Annotated in this window: 17 protein-coding genes and 1 riboswitch; of the genes, 1 reads left to right on the top strand and 16 read right to left on the bottom strand. The window is 49.9% G+C overall.

The features are described from left to right. Positions 1 to 8: 8 nt before the first annotated feature. From DW826_RS06630 to DW826_RS06695, 15 genes are all read right to left on the bottom strand, one after another. Positions 9 to 452 carry a hypothetical protein gene (locus tag DW826_RS06630; RefSeq protein WP_147327133.1) on the bottom strand — a complete coding sequence of 148 codons (444 nt, stop codon included), beginning with the start codon at positions 450 to 452 and terminating at the stop codon, positions 9 to 11. A gap of 411 nt (positions 453 to 863) precedes the next feature. Next, a complete protein-coding gene (locus DW826_RS06635) occupies positions 864 to 1,400 on the bottom strand; it encodes an NUDIX hydrolase (protein ID WP_117470873.1) in 537 nt (178 codons plus the stop codon). Between the two features lie 177 nt (positions 1,401 to 1,577). Next, positions 1,578 to 2,378, bottom strand: coding sequence for a pyrroline-5-carboxylate reductase (gene proC / locus DW826_RS06640; protein ID WP_117470874.1), 801 nt, complete (start codon positions 2,376 to 2,378; stop codon positions 1,578 to 1,580). Between the two features lie 162 nt (positions 2,379 to 2,540). Further along, on the bottom strand, positions 2,541 to 4,085 hold the full coding sequence (gene rny, locus DW826_RS06645) for a ribonuclease Y (RefSeq protein WP_021905672.1): 1,545 nt from the start codon (positions 4,083 to 4,085) through the stop codon (positions 2,541 to 2,543). Between the two features lie 158 nt (positions 4,086 to 4,243). Next, positions 4,244 to 4,756 (bottom strand): regulatory protein RecX, encoded by a 513-nt coding sequence (locus DW826_RS06650; RefSeq protein ID WP_117483440.1) that lies wholly within the window; start codon positions 4,754 to 4,756, stop codon positions 4,244 to 4,246. A gap of 93 nt (positions 4,757 to 4,849) precedes the next feature. After that, complete coding sequence (gene recA, locus DW826_RS06655) at positions 4,850 to 5,914, bottom strand: recombinase RecA (RefSeq protein ID WP_015552372.1); 1,065 nt, start codon at positions 5,912 to 5,914, stop codon at positions 4,850 to 4,852. 330 nt (positions 5,915 to 6,244) lie between these two features. After that, a complete protein-coding gene (locus tag DW826_RS18850; protein ID WP_278286567.1) occupies positions 6,245 to 6,370 on the bottom strand; it encodes a hypothetical protein in 126 nt (41 codons plus the stop codon). A gap of 348 nt (positions 6,371 to 6,718) precedes the next feature. Beyond that, on the bottom strand, positions 6,719 to 8,071 hold the full coding sequence (locus DW826_RS06660; RefSeq protein ID WP_117552367.1) for a sodium:alanine symporter family protein: 1,353 nt from the start codon (positions 8,069 to 8,071) through the stop codon (positions 6,719 to 6,721). A gap of 178 nt (positions 8,072 to 8,249) precedes the next feature. After that, a riboswitch (glycine riboswitch) is annotated at positions 8,250 to 8,353 on the bottom strand. 148 nt (positions 8,354 to 8,501) lie between these two features. Beyond that, positions 8,502 to 9,908 (bottom strand): ATP-binding protein, encoded by a 1,407-nt coding sequence (locus tag DW826_RS06665; protein WP_117552368.1) that lies wholly within the window; start codon positions 9,906 to 9,908, stop codon positions 8,502 to 8,504. Next, positions 9,905 to 10,570: a response regulator transcription factor gene (locus DW826_RS06670; protein WP_015552367.1), complete on the bottom strand. Its 666-nt coding sequence runs from the start codon at positions 10,568 to 10,570 to the stop codon at positions 9,905 to 9,907. Before DW826_RS06670 ends, DW826_RS06665 begins: the two co-directional genes overlap by 4 nt. A 348-nt stretch (positions 10,571 to 10,918) precedes the next feature. Then, a complete protein-coding gene (locus DW826_RS06675) occupies positions 10,919 to 12,694 on the bottom strand; it encodes a Na/Pi cotransporter family protein (RefSeq protein ID WP_117515820.1) in 1,776 nt (591 codons plus the stop codon). Positions 12,695 to 13,210: 516 nt separating this feature from the next. Then, positions 13,211 to 14,104, bottom strand: coding sequence for a S8 family peptidase (locus DW826_RS06680; RefSeq protein ID WP_242994058.1), 894 nt, complete (start codon positions 14,102 to 14,104; stop codon positions 13,211 to 13,213). A 558-nt stretch (positions 14,105 to 14,662) separates the two neighbouring features. Then, positions 14,663 to 15,937: a diaminopimelate decarboxylase gene (locus tag DW826_RS06685; RefSeq protein ID WP_015552364.1), complete on the bottom strand. Its 1,275-nt coding sequence runs from the start codon at positions 15,935 to 15,937 to the stop codon at positions 14,663 to 14,665. Between the two features lie 27 nt (positions 15,938 to 15,964). Next, positions 15,965 to 17,401, bottom strand: a complete 1,437-nt coding sequence (pyk, locus tag DW826_RS06690) for a pyruvate kinase (RefSeq protein WP_117552369.1) — start codon at positions 17,399 to 17,401, stop codon at positions 15,965 to 15,967. A 1-nt stretch (position 17,402) separates the two neighbouring features. Next, positions 17,403 to 18,266 (bottom strand): hypothetical protein, encoded by an 864-nt coding sequence (locus DW826_RS06695; protein WP_117483447.1) that lies wholly within the window; start codon positions 18,264 to 18,266, stop codon positions 17,403 to 17,405. Between the two features lie 397 nt (positions 18,267 to 18,663). Between DW826_RS06695 and DW826_RS06700 the strand changes: the two genes are divergently transcribed. Next, positions 18,664 to 22,986: a 2-hydroxyacyl-CoA dehydratase gene (locus DW826_RS06700; protein ID WP_117552370.1), complete on the top strand. Its 4,323-nt coding sequence runs from the start codon at positions 18,664 to 18,666 to the stop codon at positions 22,984 to 22,986. 168 nt (positions 22,987 to 23,154) lie between these two features. On the opposite strand, the gene DW826_RS06705 is transcribed toward DW826_RS06700, so the two are convergent. Further along, a complete protein-coding gene (locus DW826_RS06705) occupies positions 23,155 to 23,361 on the bottom strand; it encodes a hypothetical protein (RefSeq protein WP_117470847.1) in 207 nt (68 codons plus the stop codon). Positions 23,362 to 23,409 lie beyond the last annotated feature (48 nt).

The following is a 23,409-nucleotide window of genomic DNA, read 5'->3' on the forward strand; positions in this document are numbered from 1 at the left end:
ATGCCTTTCTAAAACAGTTGGAAGATCAGCGCTGAGAAATTTGGATTTATGAATATCTCAGATATAATTCCAAGCACCATAAAAAATACCATCATCCATAACCTGATTTTCTCTTTTCCATCCGCCTGCTCCACGACCATGATCCATAAAAGGTAAGCTGCCAGTGTATAAAAGAATCCCTGCGGAAATACAAGTCCGAAAAAGCGCAGGATCCCATAAATTCCCGCATGCATCGTCAACACACAGACAGCGATTGCGGATGTAAATGCCAGATAGACTGCTCCCGCGTAAAACAGGATTCTGGCAAAAACTGCCTGGCAGATCAGAATTCCCAATAAAATCCACACAAACCGTTTTTTCAATACTCCCACAAACAGACTATACCGGTCCGCCGACACGATCTCCGATGATGTGAGGATCCCGGAGAACCAGCTTTCAAGTGTGCTTTTCATCTCTGCGCTCATCTTATTGAAGAAAACTGTCCCCAGAACGGTCCCCAAGAATAAAAAAAAGGACAGCCAGAACATCTGACTGTCCCAAAATCTCCGATGCCTGTGAATTCCGGCCATAGCGATACCGTCCATGTTCCTTTTTCACAATGTATGCGCATATGGGCCTACTTTATCCACAGGATTTGTAACTATTCAGTACCTTCATAGTTACGTGCAAAAATCCATTCCAGATCAGCTTCGCTGATGGGATTTTTGCCTTCCAGCCTATGTTTTCTTACGGTCAGCGCAGCAAGTGCGCAGACCTACTGAACAGTTACCAGGCTTTTTTCTAATTGCAGCAATCTTTCCACAGGCAGGCAGCCAGCCCTATCCTCACTGACACTTTCCGCTTACTGGCTTCTGCCGTTTTTTCTATCGAATTCCCTCTTTCTGAGCGTACGCAAGGATTGCCGCAATCGTCTTCGCGTCTGTCATCTTGCCGGTGTAGATCATCTCAAGAAGATCCTTTACTTCCCACTCTTCCACATCAATACTCTCATCCGCATCGAGATGCTGCTTTGACGGGATCAGGTCTTTTGCGATATAGACACCGATCTGCTCATCGCAGAAAGCCACTGTCGTGTTGACTGTCATCAGGAATTCCAGGGTTTCGCTGCGGAATCCTGTCTCCTCCTCAAGTTCTCTCGCCGCGCACTCGATCTTCGGCTCATCCGGCGCATCAAGTTTTCCTGCCGGAATTTCCAGCGTGAACCGGTCTAAGGCGTTCCGGTACTGACGCACCATGAGGATCTTTCCGTCCTTTGTCACCGGGAGAACGGCTGCCGCGCCATCGTGGTGGATATAGTCATACACTTCCTCGATTCCGTTCGCGACAACGGTATCCCGGTAGATCTTTAAGATCGTTCCGGTGTATGCAAGATCACGTTTTAAACGAGTTGTTTTTTCCATACTAAAGTCTTTTCCTTTCATGAATGTATCTGTTAACTGCCTTAACAGACATTCTAAACAATTCCTCTCAGGTTTTCTATTCTGCGGAATTACCCTGCAGTATTTTCCTCTGCGCAGAACTTATTTTTTTACATTTTTCACACTGCTACGGAAATTTCCGTGTCTTTCACGTAATTATCAGCCTTTTAACTTTTTATTCTTCTCAAAGTTTGCATCACACGCCTTAATGATCGCACCGCGGAATCCGTTCTCCTCAAGGGCAGCAAGTCCCTCGATAGTGGTTCCTCCCGGTGAGCATACCATATCCTTTAATTCGCCCGGATGTTTTCCTGTCTCAAGGACCATCTTCGCGCTTCCTAAAACGGCCTGGGCAACCATCTTGTAAGCGGCCTGGCGCGGGAGTCCGTTCTTTACGCAGCCGTCAGCCAGCGCCTCGATAAACATGTATACATAGGCCGGGGAGCAGCCGCTGGCGCTTCCAACAACATCCATCAGCTTCTCATCCACTTTCTCCATCTTTCCGAAGGAAGTAAAGAATCCGTCGATGACATCCTTTTCCTCATCGGTAAACAGCGCCTCATCGTAGCTCACCCCGGACATTCCCTCGCCGACCATAGCCGGTGTATTCGGCATGGAGCGGACGATTCTCGCGCTGTCTCCGAGACCTGCCTGGAGATCCGCGATCGCATATCCGGCCGCGATGGAGATCACAACCTGATCTTTCCTGATCTTTCCGTTTAATTCCTTAAAAACTGTCGGAAGTACCTGCGGCTTTACTGCCAGCACCAGGTATTTTACCTGCTCTGCGCAGTCCGTTGCTGTTGAGACATGGGCAACACCTGTCTCCTCCGTAATTTTCTGCATCTTCGCCTCATGGGCGCTTGTGAAAAGCAGCTCTTCCGGCTTATATGTCTTTAAAAGTCCCCGCATGATAGCGGTTCCCATGTTTCCCATTCCGATAAAACCAATCTTTGCCATATCAATATTACCTCCTGTTTTATATTCTCTGTTATCTCTCATCTGCAGCAGACCAATCTTTGCTCATATTGCAAAAGCTTCGGCAGCACAGAGACTTCTAAAATTCCTGTTAAAAAAACCGCTGCCATACAGATTCTCTCTGCACAGCAACGGCTTTCATTTTTATTTCGCGTAATCGGTAACTCTGGACTCGCGGATCACGTTGACTTTGATCTGTCCCGGATACTCCAGGCTCTCTTCGATCTTCTTGGATATATCTCTTGCGAGAAGAACCATATCGTCATCGCTGATCTGCTCCGGTACTACCATAATGCGCACTTCGCGTCCCGCCTGGATCGCAAAGGACTTGTCTACTCCCTTGAAGGAGTTTGTGATATCCTCAAGCTGCTTTAAGCGGTTCGTGTATGTCTCCAACGTTTCTCTTCTTGCACCCGGTCTTGCAGCGGAGATCGTATCTGCTGCCTGAACGATGCAGGAAATAAGGTTCGTCGGCTCAACATCGCCATGGTGGGATTCCACAGCATTGATAACGATCGGGGACTCTTTGTATTTCTTACAGAGTTCCGATCCGAGCTGTACATGGGAACCTTCCATCTCATGGTCAACGGATTTTCCAATGTCATGTAATAAGCCGGCACGCTTTGCCATTCTGACGTCAACACCAATTTCGGCTGCCAGTAAACCGGATAACTGTGCGACCTCGATGGAATGCTTCAATGCATTCTGACCATAGCTGGTTCTGAATTTCATCTTGCCGAGGAGCTTGACAAGCTCCGGATGGATATTGTGAATGCCGACCTCAAGGATTGCGGCTTCACCTTCCTCGCGCATCATGTTTTCAACTTCCTTCTGCGCTTTCTCCACCATCTCTTCGATTCTCGCCGGATGGATACGTCCATCCACGATCAGTCTTTCAAGAGCAATTCTTGCAACTTCACGTCTTACCGGATCAAAACCGGATAATACGACAGCTTCCGGTGTATCATCGATAATGAGTTCCACACCTGTCATTGTCTCGAGAGTACGGATATTACGTCCCTCACGTCCAATGATGCGGCCCTTCATCTCATCGCTCGGGAGCTGAACGACAGAAACTGTAGTCTCAGCCACATGGTCAGCTGCACATCTCTGGATGGCGGTAACCACATATTCTTTGGCTTTCTTGTCAGCTTCTTCCTTTGCTTTGGCTTCTAATTCCTTGATGAGCTTTGCGGTGTCGTGTTTTACATCTTCCTCTACGGATTTCAGAAGATATTCCTTCGCCTGCTCGCTGGTAAGTCCGGAGATCTTCTCCAGTTCTTCCTGCTCCTTAGCAAATAATTCCTCGACCTCGGAAGAACGCTTTCTTAAAGTCTCTTCCTTCGCGGCAAGACTGGATTCTTTTCTCTCCATTGCCTCAGATTTTTTGTCGAGGTTTTCCTCTTTGCTCAGTACGCGGCGCTCATAACGCTGGATCTCGGCTCTCCGTTCTCTGGTTTCCTTTTCAAGCTCGTTTTTCGCTTTTAAATTCTCTTCCTTCGCTTCCAGGAGAGCTTCTTTCTTCTTCGTCTCGGCGACCTTCAATGCTTCATCTATTATTTCTCTGGATTTTTCCTCTGCGCTACCGATCTTGCTTTCATAACTGTTTTTGCGGTAAGCGACAGCCACGACCCAGGTAATAGGAGCCACAATAATTGCTGTTATAATAACGCTGATTATTGGTGACACAGGAGCACCTCCTTTATTTAGTTTTCATTGTACTAATTACAACACTTCAATTTTAAACTGTTTTATGCATTATGTCAAGTATAATGCCCTCATTCCGGGTACTTCTGTGCATCCCCACGAAGCCTGTCATATCCTGTCCTTTGGGGCCGGAAACAGCCCTATTCCCACTGCTTCATCGCACTGTTGATCGCGTCGTAGGAAAAACCTTTTCGCGCCAGAAATGCGTAGATCTTCTGGCGTTTCGCGGGATCCGGTTCTTCCGGGTCGTAATTTTTCTTTCTCAAAAGTCCAAGGATCTGGGCAGACTCGTCCACCTCCATATCCTCAAAGACCATCTCCACCAGATCGTCGCTGACGCCTTTCTGGCGGAGGTCAAATTTCATCTGGCGGATGCTCTTTTTGTGGTCGTTTTTCTCCACATACCGCCTCGCGTAGTCCTCATCGTCCAGATACCGGTAGTGTTTCAGAAAAAGAACCGCATCTTCAACAGAGGCTGGCGAAAACCCCTGTTCCGCCAGCTTCTTGCGCATTTCATTTTCTGTTTTTCCGGAAAACTGAAGATAGTAGAGACCTTTGTTCCGCGCCTCCCGGAACTCCTCCGGAACCGCGTCTCCATCCGCACCGGCATACATTTTCTGCTCCCGGTGCTCTTCCTGCTGCCATTCTTTCATCTATGCTTTCCTGTCAGAACTGCCTTCCTGTCTCAAGCTTCTTTCTAAAGTGCCGTACCCGCCAGACAGTTCTCTTTTTCATCATTATTTTTATTACTCGTCAGCTTCCTCAGCCTCATTAACCGCCGGTGCCGCAGCCGCCTCACCCGGGGCAACATGCTGCGCTTCCAGTCCGTGAAGCTCTCTCACCTGGTTCTCGATCTCCTCGCAGATCAGCGGATTCTGCGCAAGGTAGGTCTTCGCGTTCTCGCGTCCCTGACCGATCTTCGCTCCCTTATACGCGTACCAAGAACCGCTCTTCTCGACGATATTTGCGTCAGCAGCCAGATCCAGGACATCGCCCTCTCGGGAAATTCCTTTTCCGAACATAATATCAAACTCTGCCTCTTTAAATGGCGGAGCAATCTTATTCTTTACAACTTTTACGCGGACGTGGTTTCCGATCACCTCGCCGCTCTGCTTTAAGGACTCAGTTCTTCTTACGTCAAGACGAACGGAAGAATAGAACTTAAGCGCACGTCCGCCGGTCGTTGTCTCCGGGTTTCCGAACATCACACCGACTTTTTCGCGGAGCTGGTTGATAAAGATCACGATACAGTTTGTCTTGCTGATGATGGCGGTCAGTTTTCTTAAAGCCTGGGACATCAGGCGGGCCTGTAAGCCGACGTGGGAGTCACCCATATCGCCGTCGATCTCCGCCTTCGGAACAAGTGCCGCTACAGAGTCCACGATCACGATATCAACAGCACCGGAACGCACCATCGTCTCTGTGATCTCTAAGGCCTGCTCGCCGTTATCCGGCTGGGAGATATAGAGATTGTCGATATCAACTCCGATATTCTTCGCGTATACCGGATCGAGAGCGTGCTCAGCGTCGATAAATCCGGCGATCCCGCCGCGCTTCTGGACTTCCGCTACCATATGGAGAGCGACCGTTGTTTTACCACTGGACTCCGGTCCGTAGATCTCAACGACACGTCCTTTCGGAAGGCCGCCGAGTCCGAGGGCGATATCAAGGCTTAGAGACCCCGTCGGAACCGTCTCGATATTCATATTCGCACCGGAATCACCGAGCTTCATAACGGAACCTTTTCCATAAGCTTTTTCGATCTGTGTGAGAGCCGCGTCAAGGGCTTTTAATTTATCATCTTTATTCATATTCTTCCTCCAAGATCCGGCCCCGCAGTCTTTTCCGCGCCCCCGGATATCCAATAATCACTGATTTTTCAATCCGCATATTTCTTTACATACTTCACGTCCACGAAAGCGGAGTGCCGTATGCGAACAAATGTTCTGTACCTGTTAATCATAATATAATCCATGTAAAAAGTCAACTGTTTCTTATCATTCCGACCGCTTTTGATCAAATCGCAGTTACTGTTCACGCCTTGCGCAAACAGCAACTGATTTTGCTGATGCTTCGCATTCCAAATCGGAAAAATCCACTACCGCCACTGTATTGTACGGATTTTTCAGTTCAGAAAATCCCTACCCGCGCACAGTAACACCATCATACTTCATCCCCTCTCCGGCAGATCCCCACGTTTCAATACCAGACTTTCTGCTCTCCGCTGTCATAAAATACCCTTCTGCCTGTCCTTTACTTCTTTCCATCTTATCTTCTCACTGAGGCCTGCAGCGATCCGCCGCCAGGACGATGCTTTCCCGCATCATGAACTATCTGCTATCCGGGACAGATCTCCCAGAACGATTTCAGATACCCGTACTATATCGAAATTCCTTCGCCCTGTCAATCGGCATTCTCCACAAATTCAGACCCTCATTTTTTACCTGGTCAGCCATGAAAAATTTGCCTGATCTCCAATATCCGCCTCACAGCTTCCTTCCCCATGCTCCGCGTAAACAACAAAAGGCGGCAGCCCATGCCCACAATACATGTTCTGCCGCCATTCTATCCTATTTATTATATATGTATTCCCATCCAGCTCACGCCAGGACTTCCTATCTCTCCTTCGAAGCCCGCGCTACCAGTCCGCTGAGCGCCAGAAGCGCCAGAACATTCGGAATGACCATAAGCCCGTTGAAGAAGTCCGCTAAGGACCATACAAGCTCCAGCTTCAGGCAGGAACCGATCACGATGCAGACAACAACGATCAGGGAGTAGAGCTTTGATGCCTTCTCGCCGAATAAATACTTCACATTCACAAGTCCGAAGAAATGCCAGCTTAAGATCGTGGAGAACGCGAAGAAGAACAGGCAGACTGCAACGAAGATGATCCCCGCGCTGCCGAATCCCTTCATGAATGCCGCCTGAGTGAGCGCGGTGCCGTCCTTTCCTGTGCTCATAACGCCTGTTGTGAGGACAGAGAATACCGTCAGGTTCAGGACGATAAATGTGTCGATGAACACGCTGACCATTGCACAGAGCCCCTGATGATGTGGAGATTCCGCCTTCGCTCTCGCATGGGCATGCGGGGTGGATCCCATACCTGCCTCGTTTGAGAAGAGGCCGCGGGCAACACCATAGCGGATCGCCTCACGCACCGTGATTCCGGCGCCTGCGCCGAGAACTGCTTCCGGCGCAAACGCGCCCTCGATAATGGAAAGGAACGCTGCCGGAAGAGCCGTGATGTTCATGCAGATCAGGACCAGGCTGCCGACGATATAAACGCCGGCCATGATCGGAACGATCTTCTCAACTACCGTTGCCAGACTCTTTGTTCCTCCAAGGAAGATCACCGCCGCGATCACTGCGACAACAACGCCGACGATCACCGGTGAAAGCTCCACATGGAATACCTGAAATGCTTCCACAAACGCTGCTCCGATAGAATTGGACTGAACCATATTTCCCATAAAGCCCAGCGCAAGAATAATAAATACCGCGAACAGAGTGGAAAGCGCCTTTCCGAATGTTCCCTTGAACGCCGCCTTGATGTAGTAGACAGGACCTCCTGTCACCTCACCATTTACCTCTGTCTTATATGTCTGTGCCAGAACTGCCTCTCCGTAGATCGTCGCCATTCCGAGGAATGCACTGATCCACATCCAGAAGATCGCGCCCGGGCCTCCGCCGATGAGGGCTGTCGCCGCTCCGGCAAGGTTTCCTGTACCTACCTGGGCTGCGATGGCTGTCGCGATGGACTGGAACGGAGTCATCTCGCCTTTTTCGTGCTTTTCACCGTTCATGCTGAAATGCCCGAATACCTGACGGACGCCCTCCCCGAACTTTCTGACCTGGATAAATCTCAGGCGGATCGTATAGTAAAGTCCGGTTCCGCATAAGAGAACGAGCAGGAGAAAGCTCCACAGAAAATCATTTCCCTTTGTTACAAGCTGCATCAGTGTGTCCATTTTAATTATCCTCCTCTTTCATCATCATAGCCGCCAGCCTTTTCTTTAAATTTCCGGCTGTCCGGCAGCATGAAATATCCCCTCTGAATTTCCATGCAATAAAATAAGAGCTGATATTGATCAGCTCTCCAAAGAGTAGAACATTTGCATACAACGGGGAGTTACCCCATTGTGGTTATTTGTATGCCCTGTCCTTTTGCCTGAGAGATCGACCGGTACCATGGACATGAACCGATCTTACACCTTCGGCGCTCCATACGGAGACTCTCCAGAGTGTCCAGGCGGACGTTTGTCCGTCTGGACTGCACTTATGTGTTACATACTATCACAGTTTTCCTTCTGTATCAACGTGTTTTTGAAGTAAAGCGGCAAATTTTGTGATTTTTGTAAACATTGTCACATATGGTCTGCAGATCATCTGTCTTCTGCTTCAATCTGACGAACCATTTTCTGACCGCTCCGTATGAACCTCCTGACGCTGTTTTGCAGTTTCAAGCTCATGCTGCTTTAACGCCTCCGAGAACTCTACGCGGATCTCCGTTCCCTTGCCCTGCTCACTCTCAAGGGTCAATTTTGCCCCGTGCTGGGCAACGATGTGCTTTACGATCGCAAGTCCCAGACCGGTTCCTCCCGTCGCCTTCGAGCGGCTCTTATCCACACGGTAGAATCGCTCAAATACACGCTCCTGATGTTCCGCAGAGATACCGATTCCGGTGTCCTTCACAGAAAGGAACGTATGCCCGTTCTCAATGCCGGTCGTCACCGTCACGGTTCCGTCCTTTTTATTGTACCGGATCGCGTTGTCGCAAAGATTATAGATCAATTCCTCCATCAGCTGCTTATCCGCGAAAACCGGCGCTTCTCCGCCCTGAACCCGGATCGTCACATTCTGTTTCTGAGCATTCATCTGGAGCATGTCTACACATTCTCTCGCCAGCGGAAACAGATCCAAATCTCTATACTCTACGTCTTTCTTTCCGCCGTCAAGCTGGGAAAGCTGGATGATATCGTTGATCAGGGTCAGAAGTCTCGCCGCGTTTTTATGGATCTCCGACGCAAACCGTTCCGTATTCTCCCCGGACATTCCGTGTTCGATCAGTTCCGCATAGCCGGAGATCGCCGTGAGCGGGGTCTTGAGTTCATGGGACACATTCGCCGTAAATTCCTGCCGGACCTGGGAGCTCTTTAAGATATCCTCATGCTGCTGCCGGATCTTATTCATAAACGGTACCAGCTCCTTGTAGGCCGCCTGTGTCCCCGGCTCCGAAAGATTTTCCGCCATCTGCTCGATCGGTGCCACAAGGTTCTTCGTAAAATAATTTGCCATCATGATACAGAAGAAAAAGAGAAGGACAAATACTCCCACTACCGTCATCATCATGTTCTGGGTCAGGGCAAAAATATTGTCGCCCTCCCTCGCGATCCTTAAGATCCGCCCGTTATCCAGCCGGATCGCATAGTAGAACAGATTTTTATCCAGCGTTGTGGACCGGCGGGTTCCGCTTCCTTCTCCGGACTTCGCCGCCATGAGGATCTCCGGGCGGCCTTCATGGTTATCCATCACAGAAAAATCCGCATTGCTGTCAAAAATAACGCTCCCGTTGGCATTCACCACCGTGATGCGCAGCGTATCCGGGTTCAGGTCGTAGGCATCCGGGTGCAGATCGGAAATATCGTCGAAGATATGCAGGTTTTTCATGACGAGGGCATCAGCCTTCAGATCCCCGATGACCTGTTTCCGGTAGACCCCGTAAAAAACAAATAAGGCACACAGCAGTGTCAGTAAAATTGCGAACACTGCCGTGGCCAGAAGTTCCATATGGATTTTCCGTTTCATTCGATCATATACCCCACATTTCTCACAGTGCGGATCATGGAACCCGCTTCACCGAGTTTCTGTCTGAGCGTCCGGATATGCATGTCCAGCGTTCTCGACTCACCTTCAAAGTCGATTCCCCATACGCGCTCTAAAATGATCTCTCGCGTCACTACGATCCCCGCATTGTGGAGCAGGAGCTTTAAGAGCTCATATTCCTTAAATGTCAGGCTGCACGGAACATCCTTCACGTATACCATATGTTTCTCATCATCCAGGAAGATATCCCCCAGGGTCAGGAATTTATCTTCCTCCATCGTCCTTCTGAGCACCGCCTTTACTCTGGCGATCAGCTCCATGACACCAAAAGGCTTTGTCAGATAATCATCCGCTCCGACATCAAGTCCCTTTACCTTGTCGATCTCGGTACTCTTTGCCGTCACCATGATAATCGGAAGCTTTTTCGTCTCCGGACGGCGGCGGAGCTTTGCAACAATCTCCAATCCGTCCTCGTCCGGCAGCATAATGTCCAAAAGGGCAAGGTCCGGCTGCTTCTCTTCCAGCTTTTTATAAAAATCGCGGGCACATTCAAATCCTTCCACCTGATATCCGCTGTTCTTTAACGCGAACATCTCAATCTCCAGAATATTTTTATCATCTTCTACCGCATAGATCAGAGCCATGGTCCTTTCCTCCTGTCTTACTTTCTGTATAACCGTTCAGTACCTTAAAAACATTCTACATAACTGTTCAATACACAGTTACGCGCAAAAATCCATTCCAAATCGGCTGTGCCGATAGGATTTTTGCCTTCTAGTCTAAGTTTTCTTACGGTCAGCGCACTAAATGCGCAGACCTACTGAACAGTTACCATTCTACGTAACTATTCAGTACCTTCATAGTTACGTGCAAAAATCCATTCCAGATCAGCTTCGCTGATGGGATTTTTGCCTTCCAGCCTATGTTTTCTTACGGTCAGCGCAGCAAGTGCGCAGACCTACCGAACAGTTACCATTCTACTACATATCTTCCTATACCGGAAGCATATATTTGCCGCGGTACTGCTCTACCATCGCCGCGAAATGCGGATCTCCGTCACGCTTCAGGTTGTCAAGGTAACCGTGGGTATCAAAACCGTCACGGTCGATCTCAATGACGCTGACCGCGATGTTGGAACAATGGTCGGAAACACGCTCCAGATTCATGGAAATATCGGAAAGCACAAATCCCTGCTCGATCGTGCATTTTCCCTTCTGGAGTCTGCGGATATGGTTTGCCTTTACGACGGTATTGATATCGTCGATGACCTCCTCAAGAGGCTCCACTCTGGCTGCCTCATCCGTATTGTTCGTCTCAAAGGCATCGATGGACAGGTTCAGGATCTCCTTTACTGCGTCGAAGAATATGCCAAGTTCCTTCTCTGCCTTGCTGGAGAACTGCATTTCTTTTTCCTTCATCTCTTTTGCGGAATCTTTCAGGTTCATGCCGTGATCGGAAATACGCTCAAAATCTCCGATACAGTGTAAAAGCAGGGATACGGTATGGCTGTCTGACTTGGAAAGATTCTTTCCGCCAAGCTTTACCATGTAAGTTCCAAGCTCATCCTCATAGCGGTCCACAAGGTTTTCCAGGGCCTCCACACGGGCTGCCTTTTCGTCATCATAGCCGTGAAGCAGATCCACCGCCGTGAAGAAGCATTCCCGTGCAAGCTTCGCCATCTGGATCGTCGTCTGACGGCACTGTTCAACCGCAAAAGCCGGCGTGTCGAGGAAACGCTGGTCGAGAAGACGGAACGCGTCTTTTTCCTGATTCTGAGCCGGAGCTTCCTTCTTCTCTTCCGGGATCGTGAGACATGCAAGTTTTACAAGGCCACTGCCGAACGGAAGAAGCATGATCGTTGCCGCTATATTAAAGCTGCTGTGGATCACGGCAATTCCCATAGCGTTTGCCGCTGTGTCCAGGAAGGAAAAATGAACGACCGCGTTGATCGTATAAAAGACGATCATAAAAATAACGGTACCGATAATATTAAAGTAAAGATGGACCAGCGCCGCGCGCTTTGCGTTCTTTGAGGCACCGATGCTGGAGAGCATCGCTGTCACACAGGTTCCGATATTCTGTCCCATAATGATCGGGAGCGCAGTACTGAAATTTACCGCCCCTGTGGCACATAACGCCTGAAGAATACCGACGGACGCAGAGGAGCTCTGGATGATCGCTGTGAGGACAGCGCCTGCGATCATTCCGAGGACCGGGTTTGAGAACATTGTCAGGATTCCGGTAAATTCCGGGACATTTGCCAACGGTTTGACGGCACCGCTCATTGTCTCCATTCCGGTCATTAAAATCGCGAAACCGATCATGATGGTTCCTGCATCTTTTTTCTTCTCCTTCTTGGAGAACATGATAAAACAGACGCCGATGAGTGCCAGAATCGGTGAAAATGATGTCGGCTTTAACAGCTGTACAAAGAAATTTCCACTCTCAATTCCGGTAAGGCTTAAGAGCCAGGACGTCACCGTCGTTCCGATGTTCGCACCCATGATGATGCCGACCGCCTGGGTCAGCTTCATGATACCGGAGTTTACGAAACCTACGACCATGACGGTGGTTGCGGATGACGACTGGATGATCGCCGTAACTCCCGCTCCTAAAAGGACCGCCTTGATCGGATTTGATGTCAGTTTTTCAAGAATTCTTTCCAGCCTTCCACCGGAAAGCTTTTCGAGACCTTTCCCCATAGTCTCCATTCCGTAAAGGAACAGCGCGAGCCCGCCAAGCATCGTCAATACACCAAAAAAATCCATAAATTTCCCCTCTTCAAAATTTTGATCATTCATTAACTTTTTACATTTCTTTCTTACCATGTATCAGAATATCAAGGAAATGTAAAATGCTTGACAGGGGTTATGTAAAATCTGTGTAAAATTGTGTATTTAAACAGGAACAAAATATAATTAAAAAATGAGTTGTTTTTATACTGGAGTCGATTGATAGAATCTGTAGATTATGGTAGAATTTTCTCATGGTGTCACCATAACGGTAGGCGGTTGGTCCCCGAATTACATAGAACCTGTAAAGGAATCTTATGGGAAGGAGGGGATGCCATGAGCATTATTGATTTCATTGCGGTCGTGAGCTTCGGTCTTGCTTGTTTCGGACTGGGGTATACGCTTGGAAAAGATACTGTAAATGCAAAAAAATAACCGCCCCGACCTGACAAATCGAACGGTTATTTTTTCAACATAAAGTTCAGGATCAACCGTCTATCGGTGACACCTCTTTACAGGTAATATAACACACTCATAAAAATATTTCAACATCTATTTTCCGATCATTTTCCCCACATCCAACAGTCCCCATCCCTGCTGGTTTCTCGGCAGCCCGATATCCACCGAACTTTCCCTCAGTCTCAGTTTCACATCCTTATTTGTCATGTCCGGAAACCGTTCCAGTAAAAGAGCGACGGCTCCGGAGACGATCGGTGTGCTCATGGAAGTTCCGCTCTTGATGGTATATTTGTCGGCTCTGCTGGAGCAGCTCACAACGCTGCAGCCCGGTGCAACGAGATCCGGTTTGCAGATGCAGGCCGCCGTGGGGCCGCGGCCGGAATAATCCACCATCCGGTTTCCACCGACCAGTACCTCCCGGTCATCGTCCGAACAGCCGACCGTGATCACCTTCCGGCTGATCCCCGGTGTCGTGATGCTCATGGTCCTGGGACCATTGTTTCCCGCCGCCACCACCACAACAAGCCCGGCATCCCATGCCCGGTTCACGCCTTTCACCAGGGCGGAATTTTCGCTCATCCCCCGCTTCGAGCAGGCACCCACCGATATATTTAAGATCCGGATGCCAAGCTTTTCCTTTCTCTCTAAGATCCAGGAGATTCCCGCCAGGACATCCGAAGAATATCCATTTCCTTTCCGGTCCAGGACCTTCACCATGACGAGGTCACAGCCCGGCGCGATCCCGCTGTACCGCCCGCCGGACATGCGTCCGCTGCCGCCGATGATCCCGCAGATATGGGTCCCATGCCCACAGTCATCGTAGGCGAAGTTCTTCCCATTCACCATGTCTGCGAACCCGGTGACCCGGCTGTCGAAATCCCGGTGAAGAAAGATCCCGGTATCCAAAACCGCCACGCCGATGCCTTTTCCAGTGAGTCCCAGGCGGTAAGCCGCGCCGCAGCGGATCTGATCTTTAATATGGTTCACATGTAAGATTCCTCTATTCTATTCCTCTTACTTACAGGATATTCATAAACACTTCGTCTTGCGCTACTGCCCAAAATATACATCTGTGCATATCCCCACCCACAATTTGCAGTATTTCCGACACTTTTCCACATTCTTCGAAAACAGCTTCCGAATCTTAAAGAAATCTTAATAATTCATTCAAAGAATATACAATCATTTTCCGGGGTGATGTGCTATACTTTAACCATAAGAAATGCACGAGATATTTTAAATCCTTTATCCTAAACCTTTTTGAAATTGAAATCCTAAATGATGAATCCCTGTACAATATGTACAGGGTTTTTTCATGCCATTTTTTTGGAAAAATCTCCCCTTTCCCGGCTTAAAACCTGTTCCCGGCCACCATCGGCGCCCCGCGCGGTCGTTTGCGGCAATCTGCATCTTCGCGCGAGTGCGCATCTTTGGCACATAAAAAAAAACGGCACTCAGCTCGTTCCAAAGCTAAGTACCGTCTCTCTGTTTTTAACCTTTTTAACTGCTGTCCGGCCACACCGGTCCAGATCAGCCGTCTGTTTCTTACACGTTTTTCACATTCTTGAGAATATCACAGAAATCAAATGTAGCGAAGTAGTCCTTCGGAGTCTCCGCCCGGCGGATCATCTGGACACTGCCGTCTTCCTTGAGAAGAAGCTCCGCGCTCTTTAATTTACCGTTATAGTTGTAACCCATCGCGAATCCGTGTGCGCCTGCATCGTGGATAAAGAGCAGGTCGCCCTTATCGATCTTCGGAAGCATACGGTCGATCGCAAACTTATCGTTGTTCTCGCAGAGGGAACCTGTCACATCGTACTTGTGGTCGCAGGGCTCGTTCTCTTTTCCCATAACCGTGATATGGTGGTAAGCGCCGTACATAGCCGGGCGCATCAGGTTTACCGCGCACGCATCGACGCCGATGTACTCCTTATAGGTGTGCTTCTCATGGATCGCTCTTGTCACGAGAGCACCGTACGGAGCCAGCATGAAGCGGCCAAGCTCTGTGAAGATCGCCACGTCACCCATTCCTGCCGGAACAAGAACTTCCTCGTAAACCTTTCTTACGCTCTCACCGATGACCTTGATATCATTCGGCTCCTGATCCGGTCTGTACGGGATACCGATTCCGCCGGAGAGGTTGATGAACTTGATATCAGCGCCGGTCTCCTTCTTTAACTTCACAGCAAGCTCAAAGAGGATCTTCGCGAGAATCGGATAGTACTCGTTCGTCACTGTGTTGCTTGCCAGGAACGCGTGGATACCGAAGTTCTTCGCGCCCTTTGCCTTTAAGATCTTATAAGCCTCAGTGATCTGGGCCTCCGTCATGCCATACTTCGCGTCACCCGGGTTATCCATGATATCAGTCGCTACCTTGAATAATCCACCCGGATTGAAGCGGCAGCAGATCGTCTCCGGAATCGTTCCGATGGTCTTCTCGAGGCACTCGATGTGAGTGAAATCGTCCAGGTTGATGATCGCGCCGAGGTCATACGCGAGCTTGAACTCTTCCGGTGGTGTATCGTTTGAGGAGAACATGATGTCATGTCCGGAAAAACCGCAAGCGTCAGACATTAAAAGCTCTGTCTTGGAAGAGCAGTCTGTTCCACATCCAAGCTCCTGAAGTATTTTTAAAATAAACGGATTCGGTGTCGCTTTTACTGCAAAGTATTCCCTGAATCCCTTATTCCAGGAAAATGCCTCTTTTAATTTCAGGGCATTCTCGCGGATCCCCTTCTCATCGTAAAGATAAAACGGGGTCGGATAGGTCTTCGCGATCTCCTCCAGCTGTTCCTTCGTTACAAACGGTTTCTTCTCCATGTACGTTCTCTCCTTCGTTAGTCAGTGTTAGTCGATATTTACAACACGCATGATGTTTGTAGAAGCAGCCGGCTCATGTCTTTTCGCATAATCAACGACTCCTGCGGTTACAACTGCGATATCGCCTGTTTTTACAATACCATTCTCTTTTAAAATGTCAATACTGTTCTCAATTAAAGTGTCAGTGGATTCCGCTCTCTTTGCCTGGAACGGAGTTACACCCCAGTAGAGCATCATCTTGCGGACTGCGGAGATACTCGGGGACATTCCCACAAGTTTTGTGGACGGATGCCACTTGGAAAGCATTCTCGCCGTGTAGCCGCTGATGCTCGGCGCGATGATAACCGCTGCATCAAGGGACTGTGCCGTTGCGACGGACGCATAGCTCACTGCATTGGAAATATTGTGGCGGTTATCGTCAGATACGGTTCTCTTCTCATAGAAGTCACCGTTCATGTGGGACTCGGTCTCCTCAACGATATGAGCCATCATCTTTAATGCCTCGACCGGGTACTTACCATTTGCAGTCTCACCGGATAACATAACAACGTCTGTTCCGTCATATACAGCGTTCGCAACGTCGGAAACCTCCGCGCGGGTCGGTCTCGGGTTGCGGATCATGGAATCCAGCATCTGGGTCGCTGTGATAACGACCTTACATGCGGCGCTGCACTTTTTGATCATCATTTTCTGAAGGTGCGGAAGCTTCTCCGGTGCGATCTCAACGCCCAGATCTCCGCGGGCTACCATGATTCCGTCGCTGGCCTCGATGATCTCGTCAAGGTTCTCAAGTCCCTCAGCGTTCTCGATCTTCGCGATGATTCCCATTGGGGAACCGCCCTCGTCTAACATCTGGCGGATCTCACGGATCGCGTCTGCAGAACGGATGAAGGAAGCCGCGATATAGTCGAACCCAAGCTCGATACCGAAACGGATATCTTCCTTATCTTTATCTGTTAATGCCGGAAGCTTGATCTTTACGTTCGGGACGTTGACGCCCTTTCTCTCTCCAAGCTCGCCGCCGTTCATGATCCTGCAGTAGATCTCGGTTCCCTCGACACGCTCGACATGGAGCTCGATCAAGCCGTCATCGATCAGGATCACATTGCCCTCTTTTACGTCCTCATTTAAGCCGTTATAGTTGATGTGGACTCTCTTTGCGTCACCGACGATATCCTCTGTTGTGAGGATGATCTCCTCGCCTGCTGTCAGTGTTACCTTCTTTCCGTCCTTTAAAACACCGGTACGGATCTCCGGTCCCTTTGTATCAAGAATAGCTGCTACCGGTTTTCCAACCTCTTCCGCTACCTCGCGGAGCTGTTTGTAGCGGGCTCTCTGCTCATCGTGTGTTCCGTGGGAGAAGTTGAAACGGGCAACATCCATTCCGTTTAAGAGCAGCTGTTTCATGACCTCTCTGTCATCGCTGTTCGGTCCCATGGTACAGATAATTTTTGTTTTCTTCATGTTATGCCTCCTGATTGCTGTTTGCCTGTCTTGGATCCATCCCGCCTTTTGTTACATGTTTGTGGGTATACAGGTGGTCCTGACAGTATTCATAGTCGCCTTCGCACTTGGAGCAGTAGCGGAATACAAGATTCGGGTCGTCCTCCTCCGTACGTCCGCATACAGCACAGCGGTGGCGTCCAATCTTTTCCGCTGTCTTCTGCGCCTCGCGCATCTGTGTGTGAAAGACCTGCTTTCTTCTGATCTCTTTCGGATTCAGACGGCTCCCCCTGGACATGAAGAGGTATACGATAAAATTAAGTAAAGACATAACGATCGCAATTCTCTGCGACATGCCGCCGAAAAGGAATCCATAGACGAAGTAAAGTCCATCAAAAAGCGCCAGATACTTCGCCTTGATCGGAAGTACGAAAAACAGGTAAAACTGCATTTCCGGGAATGTGGCCGCAAATGCAAAAAACAGGGAAAAGTTCAGATAATCTGTGGTGAGAATATAGACCTGCCCTGTGATGATATAGATCAGCAGTGCCGCAAGGACATGACCGATCACACCCATAAAAAAGTACACGTTAAACCGGAAGGTTCCCCAAACCCGCTCCAGAGTCATTCCCAGATTGTAGTAAAGGTAGATCGCTATCAGGTTGAAGAAAAGACTGCCAGACGGCGGCCAGATCATAAATGTAACAACTCGCCAGATCTGTCCGTGAAGGATCGCCCTCGCATCTAACATCAGGTACTGGATGTAGAATGCCGGTGCCATCATCTGGACCAGTACACCCACCGCATACAGGATCACGATATAATACATGAGATTCGGAATCGCGTACCGTCCGAATTTCCGCTCCATCTTGTTCATAAAATTCATTGAAGCTTTCCTTTCCTAATAGAAATATCTCTTTTTCCTACGCCCCGTATTATAATTCCCAACCGTTTCTTTTGTCAAACGCTTTATGATATCGTTACCGGAATGTCTATCCAGCCCCGCAACGCTTTCTTCTAAAATCTTTACACATTCTTTACAGAATTTTAACCGTTTTTAACCTCAAGATGCCAGTTCCGTCAATTGTATTTCCTTTTTTAATGTGTTATACTATGTGCGGAATTTTGACATAACAGTTCAGCTATGTGCCGATTCCGGCAGAAAATTGTATGGCTGAACGGTTCGGCATGTTGATGCCCGCATTCCGGCTGGCTGCCTGCTTTTTGCGGACGGCTCGTTTTTTTCTGTTGAAAAGGAGGTATGGGGAGAACTCCCCGCTCGTATGAATCAATGCTATCGTCTTGGAATCGATATCGGTTCCACTACAGTAAAAGTTGCCGTGATCGACGACAACAACAAAATTTTATTCGCGGATTATGAGCGGCATTACGCCAATATCCAGGAAACCCTGGCCTCGCTTCTGAAAAAGTGTAAGGGAGAACTCGGTGAACTCTCTTTACGGCCCAATATTACAGGTTCCGGCGGACTCACTCTGTCGGGTTACTTACATATTCCATTTGTCCAGGAGGTTGTAGCGGTTGCGACCGCACTTCAGGACTACGCTCCGCGGACGGATGTCGCCATCGAGCTTGGCGGCGAGGACGCGAAGATCATCTACTTTACAGGCGGGATCGACCAGCGTATGAACGGAATCTGCGCCGGCGGTACCGGTTCCTTTATCGACCAGATGGCTTCCTTATTACAGACGGATGCTGCCGGTCTGAATGAATATGCAAAAAATTATAAGGCGATCTACCCGATCGCTGCCCGCTGCGGCGTATTCGCAAAGTCTGATATCCAGCCGCTGATCAACGACGGCGCGACCCGTGAGGATCTTGCAGCCTCTATTTTTCAGGCGGTTGTGAACCAGACCATCAGCGGTCTTGCCTGCGGAAAACCGATTCGCGGAAACGTAGCGTTCCTCGGCGGTCCGCTGCACTTTTTGCCGGAGCTTCGAAACGCCTTTATCCGCACCTTAAATTTAACCGGTGATGCGATCATCGCCCCGGACCATTCCCATCTTTTCGCTGCCGTCGGCGCTGCCATGAATGCGAAGGATCGCGCGGAGATCTTCTCTCTTGACAAGCTGATCGCAGATCTTTCCGGCGGCATCAAGATGAAATTTGAAGTAAAGAGAATGCAGCCTTTATTTAAGGATGAGGCAGATTATAAGGAATTCACCGACCGCCATGACCAGTACAAGGTCCGCCGCGGCGATCTCTCCACCTATGAGGGGAATGTATTCTTAGGAATCGATGCCGGTTCCACCACAACGAAGGTGGCACTCGTCGGCGAGGACGGTTCCCTGCTCTACAGCTTTTACAGCAGCAACAACGGAAGCCCGTTGGCAACCGCGATCTCTTCCATAAAGGAGATCAAGTCCCTGCTTCCGGACAGCGCGAAGATCGCCTACTCCTGCTCCACCGGCTACGGCGAGGCCCTCTTAAAGGCGGCCTTCATGCTGGATGAGGGCGAGGTCGAGACGATCTCCCACTACTACGCGGCGGCATTCTTCGATCCGTCCGTAGACTGCATCCTCGATATCGGTGGTCAGGATATGAAATGTATCCGCATCAAGGACGGCACCGTGGACAGTGTCCAGCTCAACGAGGCATGTTCCTCCGGCTGCGGTTCCTTCATCGAGACCTTCGCAAAATCCTTAAACTACAGCGTTCAGGATTTCGCAAAGGCGGCACTTTTTGCCCAGAACCCCGTGGATCTCGGAACGAGATGTACCGTATTCATGAACTCCAACGTAAAACAGGCGCAGAAAGAGGGCGCTTCCGTTGCGGATATCTCCGCCGGTCTCGCTTACTCTGTTATCAAGAACGCCCTGTTTAAGGTCATCAAGATCACTTCCGCCGGCGACCTCGGAAAGAACGTCGTTGTACAGGGCGGAACCTTCTACAATGACGCAGTCCTCCGAAGCTTCGAGCGGATCTCCGGCTGCAATGCCGTCCGCCCGGATATCGCAGGTATCATGGGTGCCTTCGGTGCGGCACTGATCGCCCGTGAGCGCTACATGCACCGTCCCCATGAGACGACGATGCTCTCTCTGGACGATATGATCAATTTGACCTACACGACAACCATGAGCCGCTGCCGCGGATGCGTAAACCACTGTGTCCTGACCATCAACCGGTTCGAGGGGGGACGTCAGTATATTTCCGGAAACCGCTGTGAGCGCGGTCTCGGCGTGGAAAAGGCAAAACGTGACATCCCGAACCTCTTTACATGGAAGTATCACAGACTTTTCGACTATGAGCCGCTGACAGCCGACAAGGCGACCCGCGGCGTTGTGGGAATCCCGCGGGTTCTCAACATGTACGAGAACTTCCCGTACTGGGCAACCTTCTTTAAGGAGCTCGGCTTCCGCGTGATGCTGTCCCCACAGTCCAGCCACCAGATCTACGAGCTGGGCATCGAGACGATCCCGAGTGAGTCTGAATGTTACCCGGCAAAGCTTGCCCACGGTCACATTTCCTGGCTCATCAAACGCGATGTGCCGTTTATCTTCTATCCGTGTATTCCTTACGAGCGGAAAGAGGTTCCGGGAGCCGGAAACCACTACAACTGCCCGATGGTCACCTCCTACTCGGAGAACATCAAGAACAACATGGAGGAATTAAAGGAAAAGGACGTGAAGTTCTTAAATCCGTTCATGGCGTTCACAAGTGAGGAGATCCTTTCAAAGCAGCTTCAGGAAGTCTTTAAGAAGGAATTCGATATTCCGGAATCCGAGACGAAGAAGGCCGCTAAAAAGGCCTGGAATGAACTCGCCCAGGCGAGAACCGATGTGGAGAAGAAAGGCGAGGAAGTCTTACAGTACTTAAAAGATACCGGAAAACACGGTATCGTCCTTGCGGGACGTCCGTACCACATCGATCCGGAGATCAACCACGGCATCGCCGATATGATCACCTCCTACGGTTTCGCTGTCCTCACGGAGGATTCCGTATCCCATTTAGGAAAGGTGGAGCGCCCGCTCGTCGTTACCGACCAGTGGATGTACCACTCCCGCCTCTATGCGGCGGCGACCTTTGTAAAGACACAGGATAACCTGGATCTCGTCCAGCTGAATTCCTTCGGCTGCGGTCTCGACGCCGTGACCACCGATCAGGTCAGTGATATTCTCACCCGATCCGGTAAAATCTATACGGTCTTAAAGATCGATGAGGTCAACAACCTCGGAGCCGCAAGGATCCGTATCCGTTCCCTCATCTCCGCCCTCCGCGTCCGCGAGGAGCGCCGCTACACGAGAAATATCGTATCCAGCTCCTACAACCGTGTGATCTTCACGAAGGAGATGAAAAAGAACTACACGCTGCTCTGCCCGCAGATGTCCCCGATCCACTTCGAGCTCATCGAACCGGCGATCCGCAGCTTCGGCTACAACCTCGTCGTTCTCCAGAACGATGACAAGACAGCCGTGGATACGGGATTAAAATATGTAAACAATGACGCCTGCTACCCGTCCCTGATCGTCATCGGACAGATCATGGATGCCCTGCTATCCGGAAAGTATGATCTCGACCACACAGCCGTCCTCATGAGCCAGACCGGAGGCGGCTGCCGTGCGTCGAACTACATCGGATTTATCCGCCGCGCACTCGAAAAAGCCGGAATGGCGCAGATCCCGGTCATCTCCATCAACGCGAACGGTATGGAGACGAATCCAGGCTTCACCTACACGCCCTCCATGCTTGTGAAGGCTCTTCAGGCTGTTGTATACGGTGATGTATTTATGCGTGTTCTCTACGCTACAAGACCTTACGAGGCCGTTCCAGGCTCCGCAAATGCGCTCCACGAGAAATGGAAGAAGATCTGTGTCAAAGCACTCTCCACAAAGAGCGCCGGAATGATGACCTTTGTGAAGAATATCCGCGGCATCATCCACGACTTCGATAACTTAGAGCGCACGAATGTCCACAAACCGAAGGTCGGAATCGTCGGAGAGATCCTCGTGAAATTCTCACCGACCGCCAACAACCATATCGTGGAGCTCTTAGAGTCCGAGGGCGCTGAGGCGGTAATGCCGGATCTCATGGATTTCCTGCTTTACTGCTTCTACAACAGCAACTTCAAGGCAGATAATCTGGGAATGAAGCGCTCCACGGCGCATCTCTGCAACATGGCGATCTCCCTTCTGGAGTACATGAGAAAGGCCGCAAGAATTGCTCTTGAAAAGAGCACTCACTTCACTCCGCCTTCAAGGATCAAGGATCTGGCAGTGATGGCAAACGGCTTTGTCTCCCTCGGAAACCAGACCGGTGAGGGCTGGTTCCTGACCGGTGAGATGCTGGAGCTCATCAAGAGCGGTGTCAACAACATCGTCTGCGTCCAGCCTTTCGGCTGCCTGCCGAACCATATCGTCGGAAAAGGTGTCATCAAGGAGCTTCGCTACGCGAACCCCAAGGCAAATATCATCGCCGTCGACTATGATCCGGGCGCCAGTGAGGTAAACCAGTTAAACCGTATCAAGCTGATGCTTTCCACAGCACAGAAGAATCTTGAGAAAGAGGAGTATGTGGATCCGAATTTGGCGAAGACGTTAAAAAAAGTGGAAGAGCTTTCTTCCAAGCGGGTCAATAAGTGCCGGTTGTAATCTACATACCATAAGCTTCTAAATACAAATTCGTCTCAGTCGAAAACTGACTTCCACTGAGACGAATTTGCTGTTACTACCACCTGAAAAAGGTGGGATCTTATCGAACCTGGATAAAGCACAACAAAAACAGCGGCAGATATCGTTTCAGATACCTGCCGCTGTCTGTTATCTTCCGATCAGCGCCCCGGATACTCCGACATGATAGCCATCCGGCGTCACAGCACTTACGTACATTGCGCCCTCCGGTATCGGATTTCCACCCGGATCAAGGACTCCTGCCATCGGATTCAGGTAATACCAGACTCCGTTCACAAGGATCCAGCCGATCGCCATATCTCCGTCCGCGTTCAGATAGTACCATCTTCCGTTCACCCAGGCATGAGCACTTGCTGCAGGTCACATTTTTCCGCTGTTAAGCCG

The sequence above is a fragment of the Clostridium sp. AM34-11AC genome, from assembly GCF_003435375.1.
In the GTDB taxonomy this organism is placed as follows: domain Bacteria; phylum Bacillota; class Clostridia; order Lachnospirales; family Lachnospiraceae; genus Pilosibacter; species Pilosibacter fragilis.

Bases quoted from the DNA above. Each gene is read 5' to 3' on its own strand.
- DW826_RS06630 (WP_147327133.1), bottom strand. From the start codon at position 452: ATGAAAAGCACACTTGAAAGCTGGTTCTCCGGGATCCTCACATCATCG.
- DW826_RS06635 (WP_117470873.1), bottom strand. From the start codon at position 1,400: ATGGAAAAAACAACTCGTTTAAAACGTGATCTTGCATACACCGGAACG.
- proC (WP_117470874.1), bottom strand. From the start codon at position 2,378: ATGGCAAAGATTGGTTTTATCGGAATGGGAAACATGGGAACCGCTATC.
- DW826_RS06650 (WP_117483440.1), bottom strand. From the start codon at position 4,756: ATGAAAGAATGGCAGCAGGAAGAGCACCGGGAGCAGAAAATGTATGCC.
- recA (WP_015552372.1), bottom strand. From the start codon at position 5,914: ATGAATAAAGATGATAAATTAAAAGCCCTTGACGCGGCTCTCACACAG.
- DW826_RS18850 (WP_278286567.1), bottom strand. From the start codon at position 6,370: ATGGAAAGAAGTAAAGGACAGGCAGAAGGGTATTTTATGACAGCGGAG.
- DW826_RS06660 (WP_117552367.1), bottom strand. From the start codon at position 8,071: ATGGACACACTGATGCAGCTTGTAACAAAGGGAAATGATTTTCTGTGG.
- DW826_RS06665 (WP_117552368.1), bottom strand. From the start codon at position 9,908: ATGAAACGGAAAATCCATATGGAACTTCTGGCCACGGCAGTGTTCGCA.
- DW826_RS06670 (WP_015552367.1), bottom strand. From the start codon at position 10,570: ATGGCTCTGATCTATGCGGTAGAAGATGATAAAAATATTCTGGAGATT.
- DW826_RS06675 (WP_117515820.1), bottom strand. From the start codon at position 12,694: ATGGATTTTTTTGGTGTATTGACGATGCTTGGCGGGCTCGCGCTGTTC.
- DW826_RS06685 (WP_015552364.1), bottom strand. From the start codon at position 15,937: ATGGAGAAGAAACCGTTTGTAACGAAGGAACAGCTGGAGGAGATCGCG.
- pyk (WP_117552369.1), bottom strand. From the start codon at position 17,401: ATGAAGAAAACAAAAATTATCTGTACCATGGGACCGAACAGCGATGAC.
- DW826_RS06695 (WP_117483447.1), bottom strand. From the start codon at position 18,266: ATGAATTTTATGAACAAGATGGAGCGGAAATTCGGACGGTACGCGATT.
- DW826_RS06700 (WP_117552370.1), top strand. From the start codon at position 18,664: ATGAATCAATGCTATCGTCTTGGAATCGATATCGGTTCCACTACAGTA.